The 15,522-nt window shown below is 74.6% G+C and carries 13 protein-coding genes; 10 read left to right on the forward strand and 3 right to left on the reverse strand.

Translation table 11 applies throughout. The features are described from left to right. The first annotated feature begins 214 nt into the window (after window positions 1–214). The 7 genes from ald (at window position 215) to AB0C76_RS17535 (ending at window position 7,810) form a co-directional block, all read left to right on the forward strand. Window positions 215–1,330 carry an alanine dehydrogenase gene (ald, locus tag AB0C76_RS17505; protein ID WP_329924486.1) on the forward strand — a complete coding sequence of 372 codons (1,116 nt, stop codon included), beginning with the start codon at window positions 215–217 and terminating at the stop codon, window positions 1,328–1,330. A gap of 335 nt (window positions 1,331–1,665) precedes the next feature. Next, window positions 1,666–2,832, forward strand: coding sequence for a ParA family protein (locus AB0C76_RS17510; protein WP_350883705.1), 1,167 nt, complete (start codon window positions 1,666–1,668; stop codon window positions 2,830–2,832). Then, entirely contained in the window at window positions 2,829–3,434 is a 606-nt protein-coding gene (locus AB0C76_RS17515; protein ID WP_359965459.1) for a hypothetical protein, read from the forward strand. Before AB0C76_RS17510 ends, AB0C76_RS17515 begins: the two co-directional genes overlap by 4 nt. A 112-nt stretch (window positions 3,435–3,546) precedes the next feature. Beyond that, entirely contained in the window at window positions 3,547–4,410 is an 864-nt protein-coding gene (locus AB0C76_RS17520) for a segregation/condensation protein A (protein WP_359965462.1), read from the forward strand. A 215-nt stretch (window positions 4,411–4,625) separates the two neighbouring features. Beyond that, window positions 4,626–5,360: an SMC-Scp complex subunit ScpB gene (gene scpB / locus AB0C76_RS17525; protein ID WP_359965692.1), complete on the forward strand. Its 735-nt coding sequence runs from the start codon at window positions 4,626–4,628 to the stop codon at window positions 5,358–5,360. Beyond that, the gene (locus tag AB0C76_RS17530; RefSeq protein WP_359965465.1) at window positions 5,360–6,613 is read left to right on the forward strand and encodes a pseudouridine synthase; all 1,254 of its coding nucleotides are present in this window, start codon (window positions 5,360–5,362) and stop codon (window positions 6,611–6,613) included. Before scpB ends, AB0C76_RS17530 begins: the two co-directional genes overlap by 1 nt. A gap of 213 nt (window positions 6,614–6,826) precedes the next feature. After that, complete coding sequence (locus tag AB0C76_RS17535) at window positions 6,827–7,810, forward strand: helix-turn-helix domain-containing protein (protein ID WP_359965468.1); 984 nt, start codon at window positions 6,827–6,829, stop codon at window positions 7,808–7,810. Window positions 7,811–7,858: 48 nt separating this feature from the next. Here AB0C76_RS17535 and AB0C76_RS17540 read toward each other — a convergent pair whose 3' ends face one another. The 3 genes from AB0C76_RS17540 to AB0C76_RS17550 all read right to left on the reverse strand — a co-directional run bounded on the left by AB0C76_RS17540 (window position 7,859) and on the right by AB0C76_RS17550 (window position 12,154). Beyond that, complete coding sequence (locus AB0C76_RS17540) at window positions 7,859–8,221, reverse strand: DUF952 domain-containing protein (protein WP_359965471.1); 363 nt, start codon at window positions 8,219–8,221, stop codon at window positions 7,859–7,861. A gap of 106 nt (window positions 8,222–8,327) precedes the next feature. After that, a complete protein-coding gene (locus tag AB0C76_RS17545) occupies window positions 8,328–9,872 on the reverse strand; it encodes a mucoidy inhibitor MuiA family protein (RefSeq protein ID WP_359965474.1) in 1,545 nt (514 codons plus the stop codon). 2 nt (window positions 9,873–9,874) lie between these two features. After that, window positions 9,875–12,154: a DUF4139 domain-containing protein gene (locus AB0C76_RS17550; protein ID WP_359965477.1), complete on the reverse strand. Its 2,280-nt coding sequence runs from the start codon at window positions 12,152–12,154 to the stop codon at window positions 9,875–9,877. A 278-nt stretch (window positions 12,155–12,432) separates the two neighbouring features. Here AB0C76_RS17550 and AB0C76_RS17555 point away from each other — a divergent pair, with 278 nt between their 5' ends. The 3 genes from AB0C76_RS17555 (at window position 12,433) to cmk (ending at window position 15,460) form a co-directional block, all read left to right on the forward strand. After that, window positions 12,433–13,518 (forward strand): prephenate dehydrogenase, encoded by a 1,086-nt coding sequence (locus tag AB0C76_RS17555; protein WP_359965480.1) that lies wholly within the window; start codon window positions 12,433–12,435, stop codon window positions 13,516–13,518. 20 nt (window positions 13,519–13,538) lie between these two features. Continuing rightward, the gene (locus AB0C76_RS17560) at window positions 13,539–14,597 is read left to right on the forward strand and encodes a DUF4419 domain-containing protein (protein ID WP_359965483.1); all 1,059 of its coding nucleotides are present in this window, start codon (window positions 13,539–13,541) and stop codon (window positions 14,595–14,597) included. Between the two features lie 125 nt (window positions 14,598–14,722). Next, window positions 14,723–15,460 carry a (d)CMP kinase gene (cmk, locus tag AB0C76_RS17565; RefSeq protein WP_359965486.1) on the forward strand — a complete coding sequence of 246 codons (738 nt, stop codon included), beginning with the start codon at window positions 14,723–14,725 and terminating at the stop codon, window positions 15,458–15,460. Window positions 15,461–15,522: the final 62 nt, after the last annotated feature.

Genomic DNA, 15,522 nt, shown 5'->3' on the forward strand with positions numbered 1-15,522 from the left:
ACGGGAAGATCGAGGCGGAAGCCTACGAACCTGCCAATGTGTCCGGCAAAATTAGTCACTTTGGAAGGCTGACACGCCGACTGGGCTTCATTACACTCGAACTCAGTCGCGCAGCGATCCATGCCCCGGGCTGCCCCCGGAGGCTTCCCCCCGTGCGCGGCGCCCGCCGGTCTTCTCCGGTAGGGACCCCCATGGCAAGAGGACGTGTTTAGCCGTGAAGGTCGGCATCCCCCGCGAGGTCAAGAACCACGAGTACCGCGTGGCCATCACGCCCGCCGGCGTGCATGAGCTGGTCCGCAACGGACACGAGGTCTACATCGAGGACAACGCCGGTGTCGGCTCCTCGATCCCCAACGAGGAGTACGTGGCCGCCGGTGCCACCATCCTCCCCACCGCCGACGAGGTGTGGGCCACCGCCGACCTGCTGCTGAAGGTCAAGGAGCCCATCGCCTCGGAGTACCACCGCCTCCGCAAGGGCCAGACCCTCTTCACGTACCTGCACCTGGCGGCCGACCGCGCCGGCACCGACGCGCTCGTCGCGTCCGGCACCACCGCGATCGCCTACGAGACCGTGCAGCTCGGCAACGGCGCCCTGCCGCTGCTCGCCCCGATGTCCGAGGTCGCGGGCCGCCTGGCCCCGCAGGTCGGCTCCTACCACCTGATGCGTCCGGCCGGCGGCCGCGGCGTGCTGCCCGGTGGCGTGCCCGGCACCCACCCGGCCAAGGCCGTCGTCATCGGCGGTGGCGTCTCCGGCTGGCACGCGGCCACCATCGCCATCGGCATGGGCTACGACGTGACCCTGCTCGACCGCGACATCAACAAGCTGCGCGAGGCCGACCGCATCTTCGGCACGAAGATCAAGGCCATCGTCTCCAACACCTTCGAGCTGGAGAAGGCCGTCATCGAGGCCGACCTGGTCATCGGCGCCGTGCTGATCCCGGGTGCCAAGGCCCCGAAGCTCGTCACCAACGAGCTGGTCTCCCGCATGAAGCCGGGCTCCGTGCTCGTCGACATCGCCATCGACCAGGGCGGCTGCTTCGAGGACTCGCGTCCCACCACGCACGCCGAGCCGACCTTCCAGGTCCACGACTCGGTCTTCTACTGCGTGGCCAACATGCCGGGCGCCGTCCCGAACACCTCCACCTACGCGCTGACCAACGCGACGCTGCCGTACGTCGTCGAGCTGGCCAACCGCGGGTGGAAGGAGGCGCTGCGCCGTGACCCGGCGCTCGCCAAGGGCCTGAACGTGCACGAGGGCCAGATCACCTTCCCGGCCGTCGCCGAGGCCTTCGGCCTGGAGTCGGTGTCCCTGGAGAGCGTGCTCGCCTGAACACCCTGACCGCGCGGCGGTCGTTCGCCCCCGACCCTCTCCCCTCGGGTCGGGGGCTTCGCCGTGCGCGTGAACGGCCGGTGGCGTGGGCGGGTCGCTCTGTCGTCAATTTCCGTCGGTCGTGTCACCCCACCGCACCCCGGCGCAGAAACGTTAGGGTCAACAGGCCACTCATCCCTTGACAGCGGCCCGCCCGATAGTCGACACATGAGGCCCACTACCGTGGATTGTGTTGCTGCGAACGCCTTGAACGGCCTAGAGTCGCAAACCGTCGGCTGCTGCCACGCTGACGAATCGACATAGAGTCCTGGATGCCCAAGGAGGTAAGACGACTTGTGAATGAGTCGACATTTGCTCCCGGGGGTGGTCAGCCAGGACTGGCGGAACGCACCGCCGGCCAGCCGAGTGAGGAGCCCGGGGCCCGGCAGCCCTCCGTGGGCTCGGCCGAGGTCGGCTCGGTCGCACTCCGTACCTTCGAAGCACGTCAGAACACAGCGCAGGTGACCACGGTGACCGATCACGACGCCGACTTGGCGGCCTACGGCCTGGCCTACGGCGAGTTCGCCTACGGCGCCTACGACGACCCGGACGCCGAGTACGAGCCGGACCCGGAGTACGCCGCCACGCTGGCCCCCGACGCCGCGCGCCAGCGCCGCGAGCGGGTCGGCCCCACCGGCCGCCCGCTGCCCTACTTCCCGATCCCCGCGCCGGTGGCCGAGCACGGCCCCGCGCAGATCATCGCGATGTGCAACCAGAAGGGCGGCGTCGGCAAGACCACGTCGACCATCAACCTGGGCGCCGCGCTGGCCGAGTACGGCCGCCGGGTGCTGCTCGTCGACTTCGACCCGCAGGGCGCGCTCTCGGTCGGACTCGGCGTCAATCCGATGGAACTCGACGTCACGGTCTACAACCTGCTCATGGAGCGCGGCCTGACGGCCGATGAGGTCCTGCTCAAGACGGCCGTGCCGGGCATGGACCTGCTGCCGTCCAACATCGACCTCTCCGCCGCCGAGGTTCAGCTGGTCAGCGAGGTCGCCCGGGAGTCCGCGCTGGCGCGCGCCCTGAAGCCCCTGCTGCCGGACTACGACTACGTCATCATCGACTGCCAGCCCTCGCTGGGTCTGCTGACGGTCAATGCGCTGACGGCCGCTCACAGCGTCATCGTCCCGCTGGAGTGCGAGTTCTTCGCCCTGCGCGGCGTCGCGCTGCTCACCGAGACCATCGAGAAGGTCTGCGAGCGGCTCAACCCCGAGCTGCGCCTGGACGGCATCCTCGCCACCATGTACGACTCGCGCACCGTGCACAGCCGCGAGGTGCTCGCGCGCGTCGTCGAGGCGTTCGGCGAGCACGTCTTCCACACCGTCATCGGGCGGACCGTGCGCTTCCCGGAGACCACCGTCGCCGGCGAGCCGATCACCACCTACGCGACCAACTCGGTCGGTGCCGCCGCCTACCGCCAGCTCGCCAGGGAGGTGCTCGACCGGTGCCGCCCCGCCGAGTGAGTCTCCCGGGTGCCGACGAACTGTTCCGGACCACCGGCGGGATGGCGCTGTCGCCGTCCCTCGCGCCGCGTCCGGCCGCCGAGGCATCCAGACCGGAGACCGCGCGGACCGGCAACGGCACGGACGGCGCCGAGGGCGCCGAGGGCACGCAGGACGCCCAGGGAACCGGCGAGACGGGACGCCGGCCGTCCCCGCAGGACCAGCCGGCCGCCACCGTCCCGGCGCCCGCGCAGCCGCCCGTGCAGCGCTCCGCAGGGGCCCCGGGCGGCCGCGGCGCCGCCGCCGCCCCGGCCGGCGCCCCGGCGGCCGCCCGGCACGCCGGCACCGCCGAGGAGCAGGTGGGCACCGCCGGACGGGCCCGCCCGCGCGGCCGCGCGCCGCGGCGGCCCAGCGGGCGCGAGCGGCACGACGAGAAGATCACCGTGTACGTGTCCGCCGAGGAGCTCATGGACCTGGAGCACACCCGGCTGGTGCTGCGCGGCGAGCACGGCCTGGCCGTGGACCGCGGGCGGATCGTCCGGGAGGCCATCGCGGTCGTCCTGGCGGACCTGGAGCAGCGCGGCGAGGCCTCCATCCTGGTGCGGCGCCTGCGCGGCCGCTAGGGGCCCCAGGGCCCTCAGGGCCTCGGCGGGCGTCTCCGGGGCGCCCGGGCTCACGGCGTGTCGACGGCCCCGGGGCGGGGCGGGCGCCGGGGCCGGGTGAAGATGGAACGTCATGCCTGGCACCACCCAACCGCCCGCCACCCCCGCGAGCCCCGGGACCGACGACGGGTCGCGGGGCGGGTTCCGGGTGCGGCTGGACAACTTCGAGGGCCCCTTCGACCTCCTGCTGGGCCTGATCGCCAAGCACCGGATGGACGTCACCGAGGTGGCACTGGCCACCGTGACGGACGAGTTCCTCGCACACATCCGGGCCATGGGACCGGACTGGGACCTCGACGCGGCGACCGAGTTCCTCGTCGTCGCCGCCACCCTGCTCGACCTCAAGGCCGCGCGGCTGCTGCCCGCCGCCGAGGTCGAGGACGAGGAGGACCTCGCCCTCCTGGAAGCACGTGACATGCTCTTCGCGCGGCTGCTGCAGTACCGGGCGTACAAGCGGGCGGCCGAGGTCTTCGGGGAGCGTTGGGCCGCCGAGCTGCGCCTGCGCCCGCGCACCGCCGGGCTGGAGCCGCACCACGCAGAGCTGCTGCCCGAGGTGGTCATCACCATCGGCGCGGAGCGGCTCGCGCAGCTCGCGGCGAAGGCGATGGAGCCCAAGCCGGTGCCCGTCGTGTACGTCGACCACATCCACACCCCGCCGGTCAGCGTGCGCGAGCAGGCCGGGCTGGTGGTGGCCCTGCTCACGGAGCTGGGCGAGGCGTCGTTCCGGCGGCTGGTCGCGGACGCGCCGGACACCCTGGTCGTCGTGGCCCGCTTCCTCGCGCTGCTGGAGCTCTACCGCGAGCAGGCGCTCGCATTCGAGCAGCCGGAGGCGCTCGGGAAGCTGACCGTGCGGTGGGTGGCCGAGCCGGGACGCGGCGCGGTGGAGGTCACGGACGAGTTCGACCGGCCGGCGGGGGAGAAGGAGGAGGACGGGTGACGGAGACGTCTGCGGACGGTGGCGGGCGGCCGCAGCGCCGCCGGCTGGGGCTGCCCGGGCGGCCGCGGGCCGAGGAGTGGCTGGAGCCGGCCTTCGAGCTCGTGCTGGACGAGCCGGAGCGGGCGGCGGAACCGGTGGCCGGGGCGCACGGTGCCGGCGTGCCCGTGGCCGAGGCGCGCGTGGTGCACCAGAAGTCGGGTCCGCCGACTTCCGACGTGCCGCCGGTCCCGGCAGCGACCGAGGACGCCGGCGAGCCCGGCGTCGGGCTGCGGGCCGAGCTGGAGGCGATCCTGATGGTCGTCGAGGAACCGGTGGCCGAGGACCGGCTGGCCGTCGTGCTCGAGCGGCCCCGGGCCGAGATCGCCGACGCCCTGCGCGGGCTGTCCGCCGAGTACACCGCCCAGGGGCGCGGCTTCGACCTGCGGCACGTCGCCGGCGGCTGGCGCTTCTACAGCCGGGCCGCCTGCTCCGCGGCCGTCGACCGCTTCGTCCTGGACGGCCAGCAGGCCCGGCTCACCCAGGCCGCGCTGGAGACCCTGGCGGTCGTCGCCTACCGTCAGCCGGTGTCCAGATCGCGGGTCTCGGCCGTCCGCGGTGTGAACTGTGACGGTGTGATGCGTACCCTGGTACAGCGAGGACTGGTGGAAGAGGCCGGATCCGAGCCCGAAACAGGTGCGATCCTGTATCGGACGACGAACTACTTCCTGGAACGGATGGGGCTCCGCGGCCTGGACGAGCTGCCGGAGCTCGCTCCCTTCCTGCCCGAGGTCGACGACGTGGAAGCGGAGTCCCTGGAGGGCACGATGATCGCGGAGGCGGTCGCCGCCGCTGCCGCGCAGGCCGCGGACGGCAGTGGCGAGGCCGGTCGGGCTGAGCACGATCGGCAGGGGGCGGTGAGGTCGGCCGAAACGACCGCACATCCCAGACGGAACGACGTACGGACACTTTGATGCGTAGCAGTGGCAACGGCAGGAACAGCAGCGGCGGCGGAAGCGGTCGCGGCGGACAGGGCGGGGGCCGGGGCGGCGGCTCCTACGGGGGCGGCGGCCGCGGCGGCGCGGGCTCGCGCGGCGGGTCGTCCGGCGGCGGTTCGTACGGCGGTGGCTCGCGCGGCGGCTCCTACGGCGGCGGCGCGGGCTCGCGCGGCGGCTCCGGCTCGTCCGGGCGGGACTCCCGCCGCGACGACCGCAGGGACGACCGGCGCGACGACCGCCGCTACCCGGACCGCCCGCTGCGGCCCGAGGAGCGGCGCTACGACCGCCCCGAGTTCGGCGGCGGCCCCAACGCCACCCCCGCCCGCGGCGGCTTCGCCGGCCGGCGCCCCGGCCCGGCGCCGCGCCCGCGCCGCGAGGGCCAGGGCGCCCCTGGCGACCCGCGCCGCCAGCCGCAGCGCTCGCGCGAGCTCCAGGCCAGGATCGAGGACGCCGTCCTCGCCCGGCACGACAAGCCCGCCGTCAAGCTGCCGAAGACCTTCGGCGAGCCCGAGGGCGAGCGTCTGCAGAAGGTCCTGGCCCGGGCCGGCATCGGCAGCCGCCGCGCCTGCGAGGAGCTGATCGAGCAGGGCCGCGTCGAGGTCAACGGCAGGACCGTGACCGAGCAGGGCAAGCGCGTCGACCCGGAGAAGGACGAGATCAAGGTCGACGGCCTGACCGTCGCCACCCAGTCCTACCTGTTCTTCGCGCTCAACAAGCCGGCCGGCGTCGTCTCCACCATGGAGGACCCGGAGGGGCGCCAGTGCCTCGGCGACTACGTGACCAACCGGGAGACCCGGCTGTTCCACGTCGGCCGCCTGGACACCGAGACCGAGGGCATCATCCTGCTCACCAACCACGGCGAGCTGGCCCACCGACTCACCCACCCCAAGTACGGCGTGACCAAGACCTACCTGGCCGCCATCCAGGGCCCGATCCCGCGCGACCTGGGCAAGCAGCTCGCCAAGGGCGTCGAGCTGGAGGACGGCTACGCCCGCGCCGACAGTTTCAAGGTCATCTCGAACGTCGGCAAGAACTACCTGGTCGAGGTGACCCTGCACGAGGGCCGCAAGCACATCGTGCGCCGGATGCTGGCCGAGGTCGGCTTCCCGGTCGAGAAGCTCGTGCGCACCCACTTCGGCCCGATCGCGCTGGGCGACCAGAAGTCGGGCTGGCTGCGCCGCCTCACCAACCCCGAGGTCGGCCAGCTGATGCACGAGGTCGGCCTGTAGGGGCCCGGTTCACCGACAGTTCTCCGGAGGGTCTCCCGCCCGTGGTGGCGGGGGGCCCTCCGGCGTGTGTGTGAGCCGGGACGCACCGGCTGGTCACGGCCTTGTCAGCGCCGTGATCCGTGGCAGAGGATGGCCACCTGACCACCGCCGCGCCACGTGGCGGGAGTGCGCCAGGGTGGGCGCCGGTGGGGGCGAACAGGGGGAGACGGCGTCGTGTCCGATGCACCACTCAGCGCACTGGGACTGGCCGAGCCGGACGGGCAGGTCTACGCCGCGCTGGTGGCCAACCCGCAGTCCACCGCGGAGGACCTGGCCGAGAGCTGCGGGCTGACCCTCCAGCAGAGCGTGCGCGCGCTCGACCGGCTCGCCCAGCAGGGCATGGCCACCCGCGCGCCGGTGGACCGCCAGCGCTACCTGCCGGTCGCCCCCGACGTCGCGATCGGGACCCTGATAGGCCACCGGGAGTCCGAACTGCGCCACGCGCGGGCCGAGATGCACCGGCTGATGGACGCCTTCCGGGAGGCGTCGCGCTACACCGACCCGGCGCACTCGGTCGAGGTGCTGACCGGCGGCGAGGCGATCGCCCAGCGGCTGGAGCACATCACCGAGACCAGCCAGTACCAGGTGCGCGGCTTCGACTGCCCGCCGTACATCCAGGACCCGGTGGGGCTCATGCCGACGCAGCGGGACCGGCTGCGCGAGGGTCTGCGCTTCCGGACCATCTACGACCGGGAGGCGGTGGCCTGGCCGGGCCGGCTGGAGCGGAACATCCTGGTCGGCGTCGCGGACGGCGAGGAGGCGCGGGTCCGGCCCACGCTGCCGATGAAGATGATCATCTCGGACGACCGGATGGCGATCATCCCGATCAGCGTCGGCGACAGCGTCCTCGACGCCGCCTACGTCATCCACCCCTCGGCGCTGCTCCAGGCGCTGGACACCCTGTTCGAGGCCGAGTGGGAGCGGGCCGTCCAGCTCCAGGCCGCGATCGGCGCGACGGACACGGCGCTGGAGCCGGCGGCCGACCACCGCAAGCTGCTGGGCCTGCTGGCGGCCGGCCTGACCGACGAGTCGATCGCCCGCTCGCTCGGCTGGAGCGCCCGGACCACCCAGCGCCGGCTGCAGAGCCTGATGCGGGCGCTGGGCGCCACCACCCGCTTCCAGGCGGGCATGGCGGCGCGGGAGCGCGGGTGGCTGTGAGCCCTCCGCCGGGCGTCGTCCGGCGCCGGGCTCTCGGCTCCGGGGGCCTCAGCTCCAGGGCGTGAGGGAGGCCCAGCGGCCGTCCGGGCCGCGCAGGACCTTCTCCAGGCCCACCACGGCGGACCGGTTCAGCCGGCCGTAGATGTGCGGGAACTGCACGCCGGGCGTGGCCCCGGGCGGCGGTGCGCCGTGCGGAGCCTCCCACTTGACCATCGGTTCCACCAGCGACTCCTCGATCAGCAGCACCATCAGCGGATCGGGGGCGTCGGCGTAGAAGTGGTTGGCCACCGCGAGCGCCGTCCGCTCGTCCGCCGAGCAGTGGATGAACCCGTCGGTGAGCAGCGAGGCGGCGGCGTACGGGCGGCCGGGGTCGGCCAGCCAGTCGTCCAGGGGTGCGAGATGGAGGATCATGTTCCTTTTGTACCCGGTTCGGTCCCTTTGGTGCTGAGCGGTTGTCACCTGGGCGCGGAAGTCCGGTGCGTTTTCGGGGACGGCTCCCGGTGCGTCCCCGGCGGGGTCAGAGTCCGGCCACCTTCGAGGAGGCCGAGATCTCGTACACCAGCGTGACCGTCCGGCGGGCGCCCGGGCCGAGCGGCACGTCCCAGCGCACGATGCCCTCGGCGTCGAACGCGTCCGGGGCCGGGGTGCACTCCTCCTTGCGCAGCCGCACCTCCACCGCCGACACCTCCGAGACCGGCACCCGCTCGCGGACCGTGACGACCTGCTCGTCCCGCTCCTCCGGGCCGGAGAACCGGGACAGGTGCAGCCGGACCTTCCGGGTGGTCGTCTGGCGGCCGGTGAGCCCGGCGGTGGCCTGCCGCTCCTCGGTCTCGCGGACCACCCGGTAGCCGTCCGAGCTGCCGAACGCCAGCTCGGCCTCGGCGCCGGCCGCGGTGAAGCGCAGCTCGCCACGGCCGGTGAAGCCGCTGCCGCGGACCAGCTCGACCGGGCCGGCCAGCAGCGGGTGCCCGGCCGCGTTGCGGAACCGGACCACCTGGGTGACCAGCGGGGACAGCTCCGGCGCGCACGCGTACTCGCTGCTCGCCGGTGCCTCGAAGCCGCCCAGCGGCACCCGGTGCGCCCGGCCGTCGGACGGCACGGTGGCCGGGGCGGGCGCGGGCAGCACCCGGACCTCGCCGCCGTCGTCCACGCCCGGCACGGCGGCGTCCGGCGCGAGCGTGCTGACCGTCTCCTCACGCAGCTCGACCTCGACCGTGCGGCGCTCCTCGGCGGTGCGCTCGCGCAGCATCAGGACGTCCGGGGTGATCGCGGGCGGATCGGTGGCGAGGGCGGAGCGGGCGGTGGAGAAGGTGAGCCGTGCGCCGGTCCAGTCCTCGCCGGTGCGCTGCCAGACGACGGCCTCCGACTCCAGGCTCAGGCTCCCGCCGGCGAGGGTGGCGCGGTAGGACGGGCGCCAGAGCGCGCACGGCACCAGGTGGCTGACGGTCAGCGTGCCGGGGCCGGCCGAGGCGGCCTCGACGGTGAGGTCCAGGTGGGCGACCAGCTCGGCCGGCTCCTCCTCGGCCTCGTCGAGCGCGGTCAGCACCCGCGAGCGCTCCTCCTCCAGGCGGCGCAGCCGGGAGCGGGTGGCGCGCAGTTCCTCGCCGTGGCGCTCGCGCTCGGCGTCCACCCGGTCCAGCTCGCGCGTCCAGCGGCCGCGTTCGACCTCGCCGACGCCGGCGCCCTCGCCGACCTCGCGCAGGAGGTCGGCGGAGAGCTGGGCGAGCAGCGCCAGCCGGGCCTCCAGGCGGGTGCGGGCCTGGTCGGTCAGCCGGGTCTCGGCGTCCAGTTCGTGGAGCCGGTGGCGCAGTTCGGAGTCCTCCGGGCCCGGCGGCTGCGGGGAGCGCGGGGTCCAGCTGCGCACCAGGCGGGCGTCCAGGACGCGGCTGCCGGGCGCGCTCGTCTCGGCGCGCAGGGTGCGGTCCACGGCGAGCGCGGTGAGCGGGCCCAGGCGCAGGCGCTGGACGCCCGCGACGAGGTCGACCGTCGCCGTGCGCTCGACCTGGCTGCGGTCCTCCAGACAGGTGACGGCGGTGACGGGGAGGGGGATGGTTCCGGTCATTCTCAGTTCCTCCGGTTTCCGCCGACGATGGCCTTTCCGGCCGGGATCTTGATCTGGTAGCCGCCGTCGAGCTCGGCGCGCCCGCCCGGGGGCAGTTCGACCCGCCACAGCCGGCTGCTGGGCGGGCACTCCGGGGTCGGGACCGTCGGGGCGTGCCAGTCGGCGTGCTCCTCGATCCGGACCTCGGCGTCGGAGGAGACCGGCACGCGCTCGCGGACCTCGACGGTGACGGCCCGGCCGAGCCGGTTCGCCAGTTCGACGTGCACCCGGTGGTCGAGCACGGTGCTGTTGTTCAGCACGTTCAGCTTGCCCGCGGCGGCCTCGTGCAGCTCGGTGCGGCGCGCCACCTCGATGCTCTCGGTGACACCGATGCCCACGCGCCGCACTCCGCCGGGGGCGAGCGTGGGCAGGGCGGCGGTGAGCAGGAACTCGTCGTCCACGGTGACCTCGACCGGGCCGGCCAGGACGGCGCGGTCGGTGCGGTTGGCGAGGACGAGCGTCGCGTACACCTTCTCCTCGACGGCCGGGACGGTGACGTACTCGGGGCGGACGGACAGCGGGATCTCGTCCACCGTGACGGTGTGCCAGGTGCCGTCCGACGGGATGTCGGCGGGGGCGGCGGCGTCGAAGCGGTGGTCGAAGGAGCCGGCCGAGACGCGCGGCGCCACGGCGTGCCGGGGCAGGCGCAGGCCGCGCACGCGGCCGAGGCCGCCGCTGCCCGCGTCCGGGGCGCCGGTGGGCGGGTGGAGGGTGCCGCGGCGGGCGGCGGGCTCGTCGGGGCCGGCCAGGACGAGCCCGGGGTAGTCGAGCAGGGCCGCGGCCGGGGTGAGGCCGCCGTGGGCTCCCGGGGAACCGGCGTCCGCGGTGTACGGGTGCTCGGCGGCGGAACTCTGGCGGCGGCCCATGCGCTTCCTGGCCTCGGGCGGTGCGGACCGGGCGGCCGGGGCGGCTCCGGGGACGGGCGCCGGGGCCCCGCCGAAGGCGGCGGGGGCGGGGCCGCCGGGTGCGACCGGTGCCGGGGGCTCCGACCGGGGGACCGGTGCGCCCCCGTAGCCGGCGAAGCCGGGGCCGGGCGGGGGCGGCGGTGCGGCCGGCGGGTAGTCGCCGTCGGCGGAGTCCCGGGTGCCGCCGCCGCGCCCGCTCACACCGTACGGATTGCCGCCCGGGCCGCCCGGTGCCGCGGGGCGGGGAGCGGCCGGGAGCGGCCGCTGCTGCCAGGCCAGGTGGCTGGGCGTCGGCGCCGAGGCGGCGAGCGGGCCGGTGCGGGGCCTGCCGGGCAGCTCGTCGGCCGCGTCGTAGCCGGTGAACAGGTCGGACAGGCCGCTCGGGGGCTCGCGCCAGCCGGACGGCGGCGGCGCCGGCTGGCTGCGGCCGATCCGCAGCGAGCGCAGCCTGGGCAGGTCGGTGCGGCGGTCGAGGTCGGCGGTGGACAGCGCGAGGCGGACGCCCGTCCAGTCCTCGCCGGTCTGCTGGGCGACGGAGGCGCGCAGGACCAGGCGGCCGGTGTCGGCGCCGTGCCGGTAGGACAGCCGGTAGGCGGGGATCCAGCGGGCGGCGGCGACGCCGTACTCCAGCTCGATCTCCAGGTGGGCGGGGGCGGTGGGGGTGGCGGCGGTGTCCGGTCCGTCGACGGGGGCCGGGGCGGTCGTCAGGGTGAGCAGGACGGTGGTGGCCGTCTCCACCGGGTGGGACGGTCCTGCGGTGGACGCGCGCTCCAGCCGTTCGTTGATCAACTCGCACGCGTGGTCCGCGAGTTCGATCTCCCGGGTGAGCCGCTCGGCGCGCGTCTGGAGCCCGGCCAGCCGCTCGTCGACGAACTCGGCCAGCTCCAGCCACGCGTCGGCGGGGGTGCGGCGCAGGACTTCGTCGGGTCGCCGCCGCTGCGGCGGCACCGCGCGAAGGGCGCTCGTCTCGGCGATCGACGCGAGGACCAGGCGGTGGCGTTCGACGAGGGCGCTCAGACGCTCCCTGGCCTCGTCCAGTTCCCGCTGAAGGGAAGGGAGTTCGGACTCGTCGCGGATCTCGGCGAGCTGCTCCACGCGCGCCTCGGTCACGGCCGTGCCGGCCGGGCCGGCGAGCACCTGGGCGCGCAGCGAGCGGCCGTCCAGCGCGCGGGGCAGGCCCGTCAGCCGCAGGCGGCCGCCGGCCGGGACGGGCACCGTGGCCCGGCGGCGGCAGACCGCGCCCTCGGCGTACACCACGACCGAGTCGAGGGCCGACGGGTGCGCCGGTACGGCCGCCGGTTTCCGCCGCTCCGCCTCGCCGCTGTGTTGATCGTCCATGCGCAACCCCTTCGTTCGCGTCCTGCCGCCTGCGCCGACGGTCTCTGCTCGGGCGGCCAGTCTGCCCCGCCTCCGTGCGGGCGTCTCCGGAATTCGCCCGCGCGGTGGCGTGTGCACTCTGTGGGACGGGGGCCGGGCGTCGGCGGTTCTCCCTGGTGGTGGGGTGGGTCTGTGCGGTGGCGGGGTGGGCGGTGGGCGCGAGGGCGGGGGCCATGCGAGAGGATGGGGCGAGCACACCCCGGCCCGCCGGCCAGGCCCGTGAAGGAGAACGACCCGCCATGCGCACTGCCGTCGTCGTCGGCACCGGACTCATCGGCACCTCCGCCGCCCTCGCCCTGACCGGCCGCGGGCTGACCGTCCACCTGGAGGACGCCGACCCGGACGCCGCCCGCACGGCCGCCTCGCTCGGCGCGGGCACCACCGAACCCGCCGACGGCCCGGTCGACCTCGCGGTCATCGCCGTCCCGCCCGCGCTGGTCGGCAAGGTGCTCGCCGACTGCCAGCGCCGCAACCTGGCCCGCTGGTACACCGACGTCGCGAGCGTCAAGGCCGGCCCGCGGGCCGAGGCCGCAGCGCTCGGCTGCGACACCGTCCACTACATCGGCAGCCACCCGATGGCGGGCCGTGAGCGCTCCGGCCCGCTGGCCGCCCGCGCCGACCTGTTCGAGGGCCGGCCCTGGGTGCTCACCCCCACCCCCGACACCGACACCGAGACGCTCAACGCCGTCCTGGAGCTCGTCGCGCTGTGCGGTGCGATGCCGATCGTCATGGACGCCGCCGCGCACGACCGGGCGGTCGCGCTCGTGTCCCACGCCCCGCAGCTGGTGTCCTCGCTGGTCGCCGCCCGGCTGGAGCACGCCGACGAGACGGCGATAAGGCTCTCCGGGCAGGGCGTCCGGGACGTCACCCGGATCGCCGCCTCCAACCCCGGCATGTGGGTCGACATCCTCTCCGCCAACGCGGGCGCCGTCGCCGACATCCTGGAGGAGGTCGCCGCGGACCTCGGCGAGACCGTCACCGCGCTGCGCGCCCTGGACGCCGCCGAGGAGGACGAGCGCCGCTCGGGCGCGGCCGGCATCGAGGCCGTCATGCGGCGCGGCAACACCGGGCAGGCCCGCATCCCGGGCAAGCACGGCGCGCCGCCCACCCGGTACGAGACGGTGTCGGTCGTCCTCGGCGACCAGCCCGGCGAGCTCGGCCGGCTCTTCGGCGAGGTCGGCGCGGCCGGGGTCAACATCGAGGACGTCGTCATCGAGCACTCCGACGGGCAGCAGGTCGGCTTCGTCCAGCTGTCCGTCGCCCCGACGGCCGTGAAGCCGCTGACGGCGGCGCTACGGGCGAGCGGGTGGAGCGTGCGGGACTGAGGGGCCCGGGGGGAGCTGTCGTGATCGTCGACGTACCGCTCGGTGAAGGCCAGGAGCCGGGTGACGCGGGGGAGCTGGACGTCGTCGGGAACGACGCGTTCCTGGCGGCCGTGGTGGGTGGGGAGTTCCGCCTCCACCACCGCAGTGCGGTTTCGGTGCTGGCCACGCCGGCGGAACGGCAGCGGCCGGCCGGGGACGAGCCGACGTGGAGCCTGCTGCTGCGGGCGGCGCACGTCGCGTTCTGCGGGCACCTGCCGCTGAGGCTGTCGCCGGACGTGCTCTGGTACGCGGTGGTGCACGAGGCGGCCGTCCACGTGCGCCTGAACGCGGACCTGTACGCGGGGGTGTTCGGGGCGGACCCGTCGGGGGAGAAGCGTCCGATCGTCGTCCGGGACAACTCCCTGCTGGGCGCGGAGCCGGACTGGGCCGCCTCGATCCGCCTGGTGCGCGAGCCGCTGGCGGAGGCGGTGGGGGCGGAACTCGTCGAACTGTTCCGGCCCGCCTTCTCGACGACCACGCCGGACGACGTCTCGTCGGTGCTGGTCGCGCTGATGGACGTCGTCAGCCCCTACTACGAGTTCCGGTGGGAGACGCTGTGCGGCATCCCCCGGGTCCGCCTGGAGGGGACGGTGAACGACTGGGCGCTGCTGGCGGAGCGGGTCGGCGAGCTGGCACCGTGGTTCGAGCCGCTCGCGCCCTGGTTCGCCGAGCTGCGCCCGGTGCTGAAGGTCCTGGCGCGGACGGCCGCCGGCTGGCCGGTGGACCAGGAGTTCTGGCGCTCGCTGTACAAGTGGCGGTCGGACTCCGGCGGGGACTTCGTCTCCGGGTGGATCACGGCCTTCTTCGCCCACACCCGGAAGCCCTCCGGGCCGGAGCCGCGGACGGCCTTCGGGTGGCGGGGGCAGTGCTTCGAGGAGAACGCCTTTCCGTCGCACGTCTCGACGGTGCCTTTCGCGTGGGGCAGGCCGGACGGGCAGCTCACGATGGCCTTCCTGGGCGGGGTGCTCGGCATCGAGCGGGACGGCGAGTACGTCCGGCCCCGGCTGGGGAACGCGGTGGTGGAACTGCTGGGGCGGTAGGGCCGTCGGGGCGGTCGGACCGGGCGGGGCGGGGGCCTGCGGCGGTCCATTAACCTTGAGGGAGACAATCCCCGCCCGCGTGCCTGTACAACGCCTGCCCACTGGCCGTCCAGGCGCCGGGCCCCATGCTCAGAGAGAGGTTCGACCCCGTGGACACTGCCGACCGAGCGCACGCCCCGGTCGTCGTCGCCATCGACGGACCCTCCGGCTCCGGCAAGTCGACCGTGTCGCGCGCCGTGGCCGCCCGGCTGGGCCTGAGCTTCCTGGACACCGGTGCCATGTACCGGGCGATGACCTGGTGGATGCTGGCCAACGACGTCGACACGGACGACGCGGAGGCGGTGGCCGTCGCGTGCGGCAAGCCGGTGATCGTGTCGGGGACGGACGCCGACGGGCCCACCATCACCGTGGACGGGCAGGACGTGTCCGGCCCGATCCGCGGCCCCGAGGTGACGGCGCGGGTCAGCGCCGTGTCCGCGGTGCCGGCGGTGCGCACCCGGCTGGTCGAGCTGCAGCGCGGCTGCGCCGGGGTCGCCGAGCGCGGTATCGTCGCGGAGGGCCGGGACATGGGGACCGTGGTGTTCCCGGACGCCACCGTCAAGATCTTCCTGACCGCCTCCGAGACCGCCCGCGCCGAGCGCCGGGCGGCCGAGCTGCGCGCCAAGGGTGTCGACGAGGCGACCATCACCGCGATGGCCGCCGACCTCGCCCGCCGGGACGCCGCCGACTCCTCCCGGAAGACGGCCCCGCTGACCCAGGCCGCCGACGCGGTCCTGGTGGACACCAGCGACCTCACCCTGGAGCAGGTGATCGGGCGGATCGTCGCCCTGGTGGAGGAGCGGGCCGGCCTGTCGTCGGTGTGATCCTCAGGGTGCGATCCTGCGTGGAATCGTGCACGTGATCCTTCATGGGGGTGGCCCGCCGG

The organism is Kitasatospora sp. NPDC048722 (assembly GCF_040650235.1).
GTDB lineage: Bacteria > Actinomycetota > Actinomycetes > Streptomycetales > Streptomycetaceae > Kitasatospora.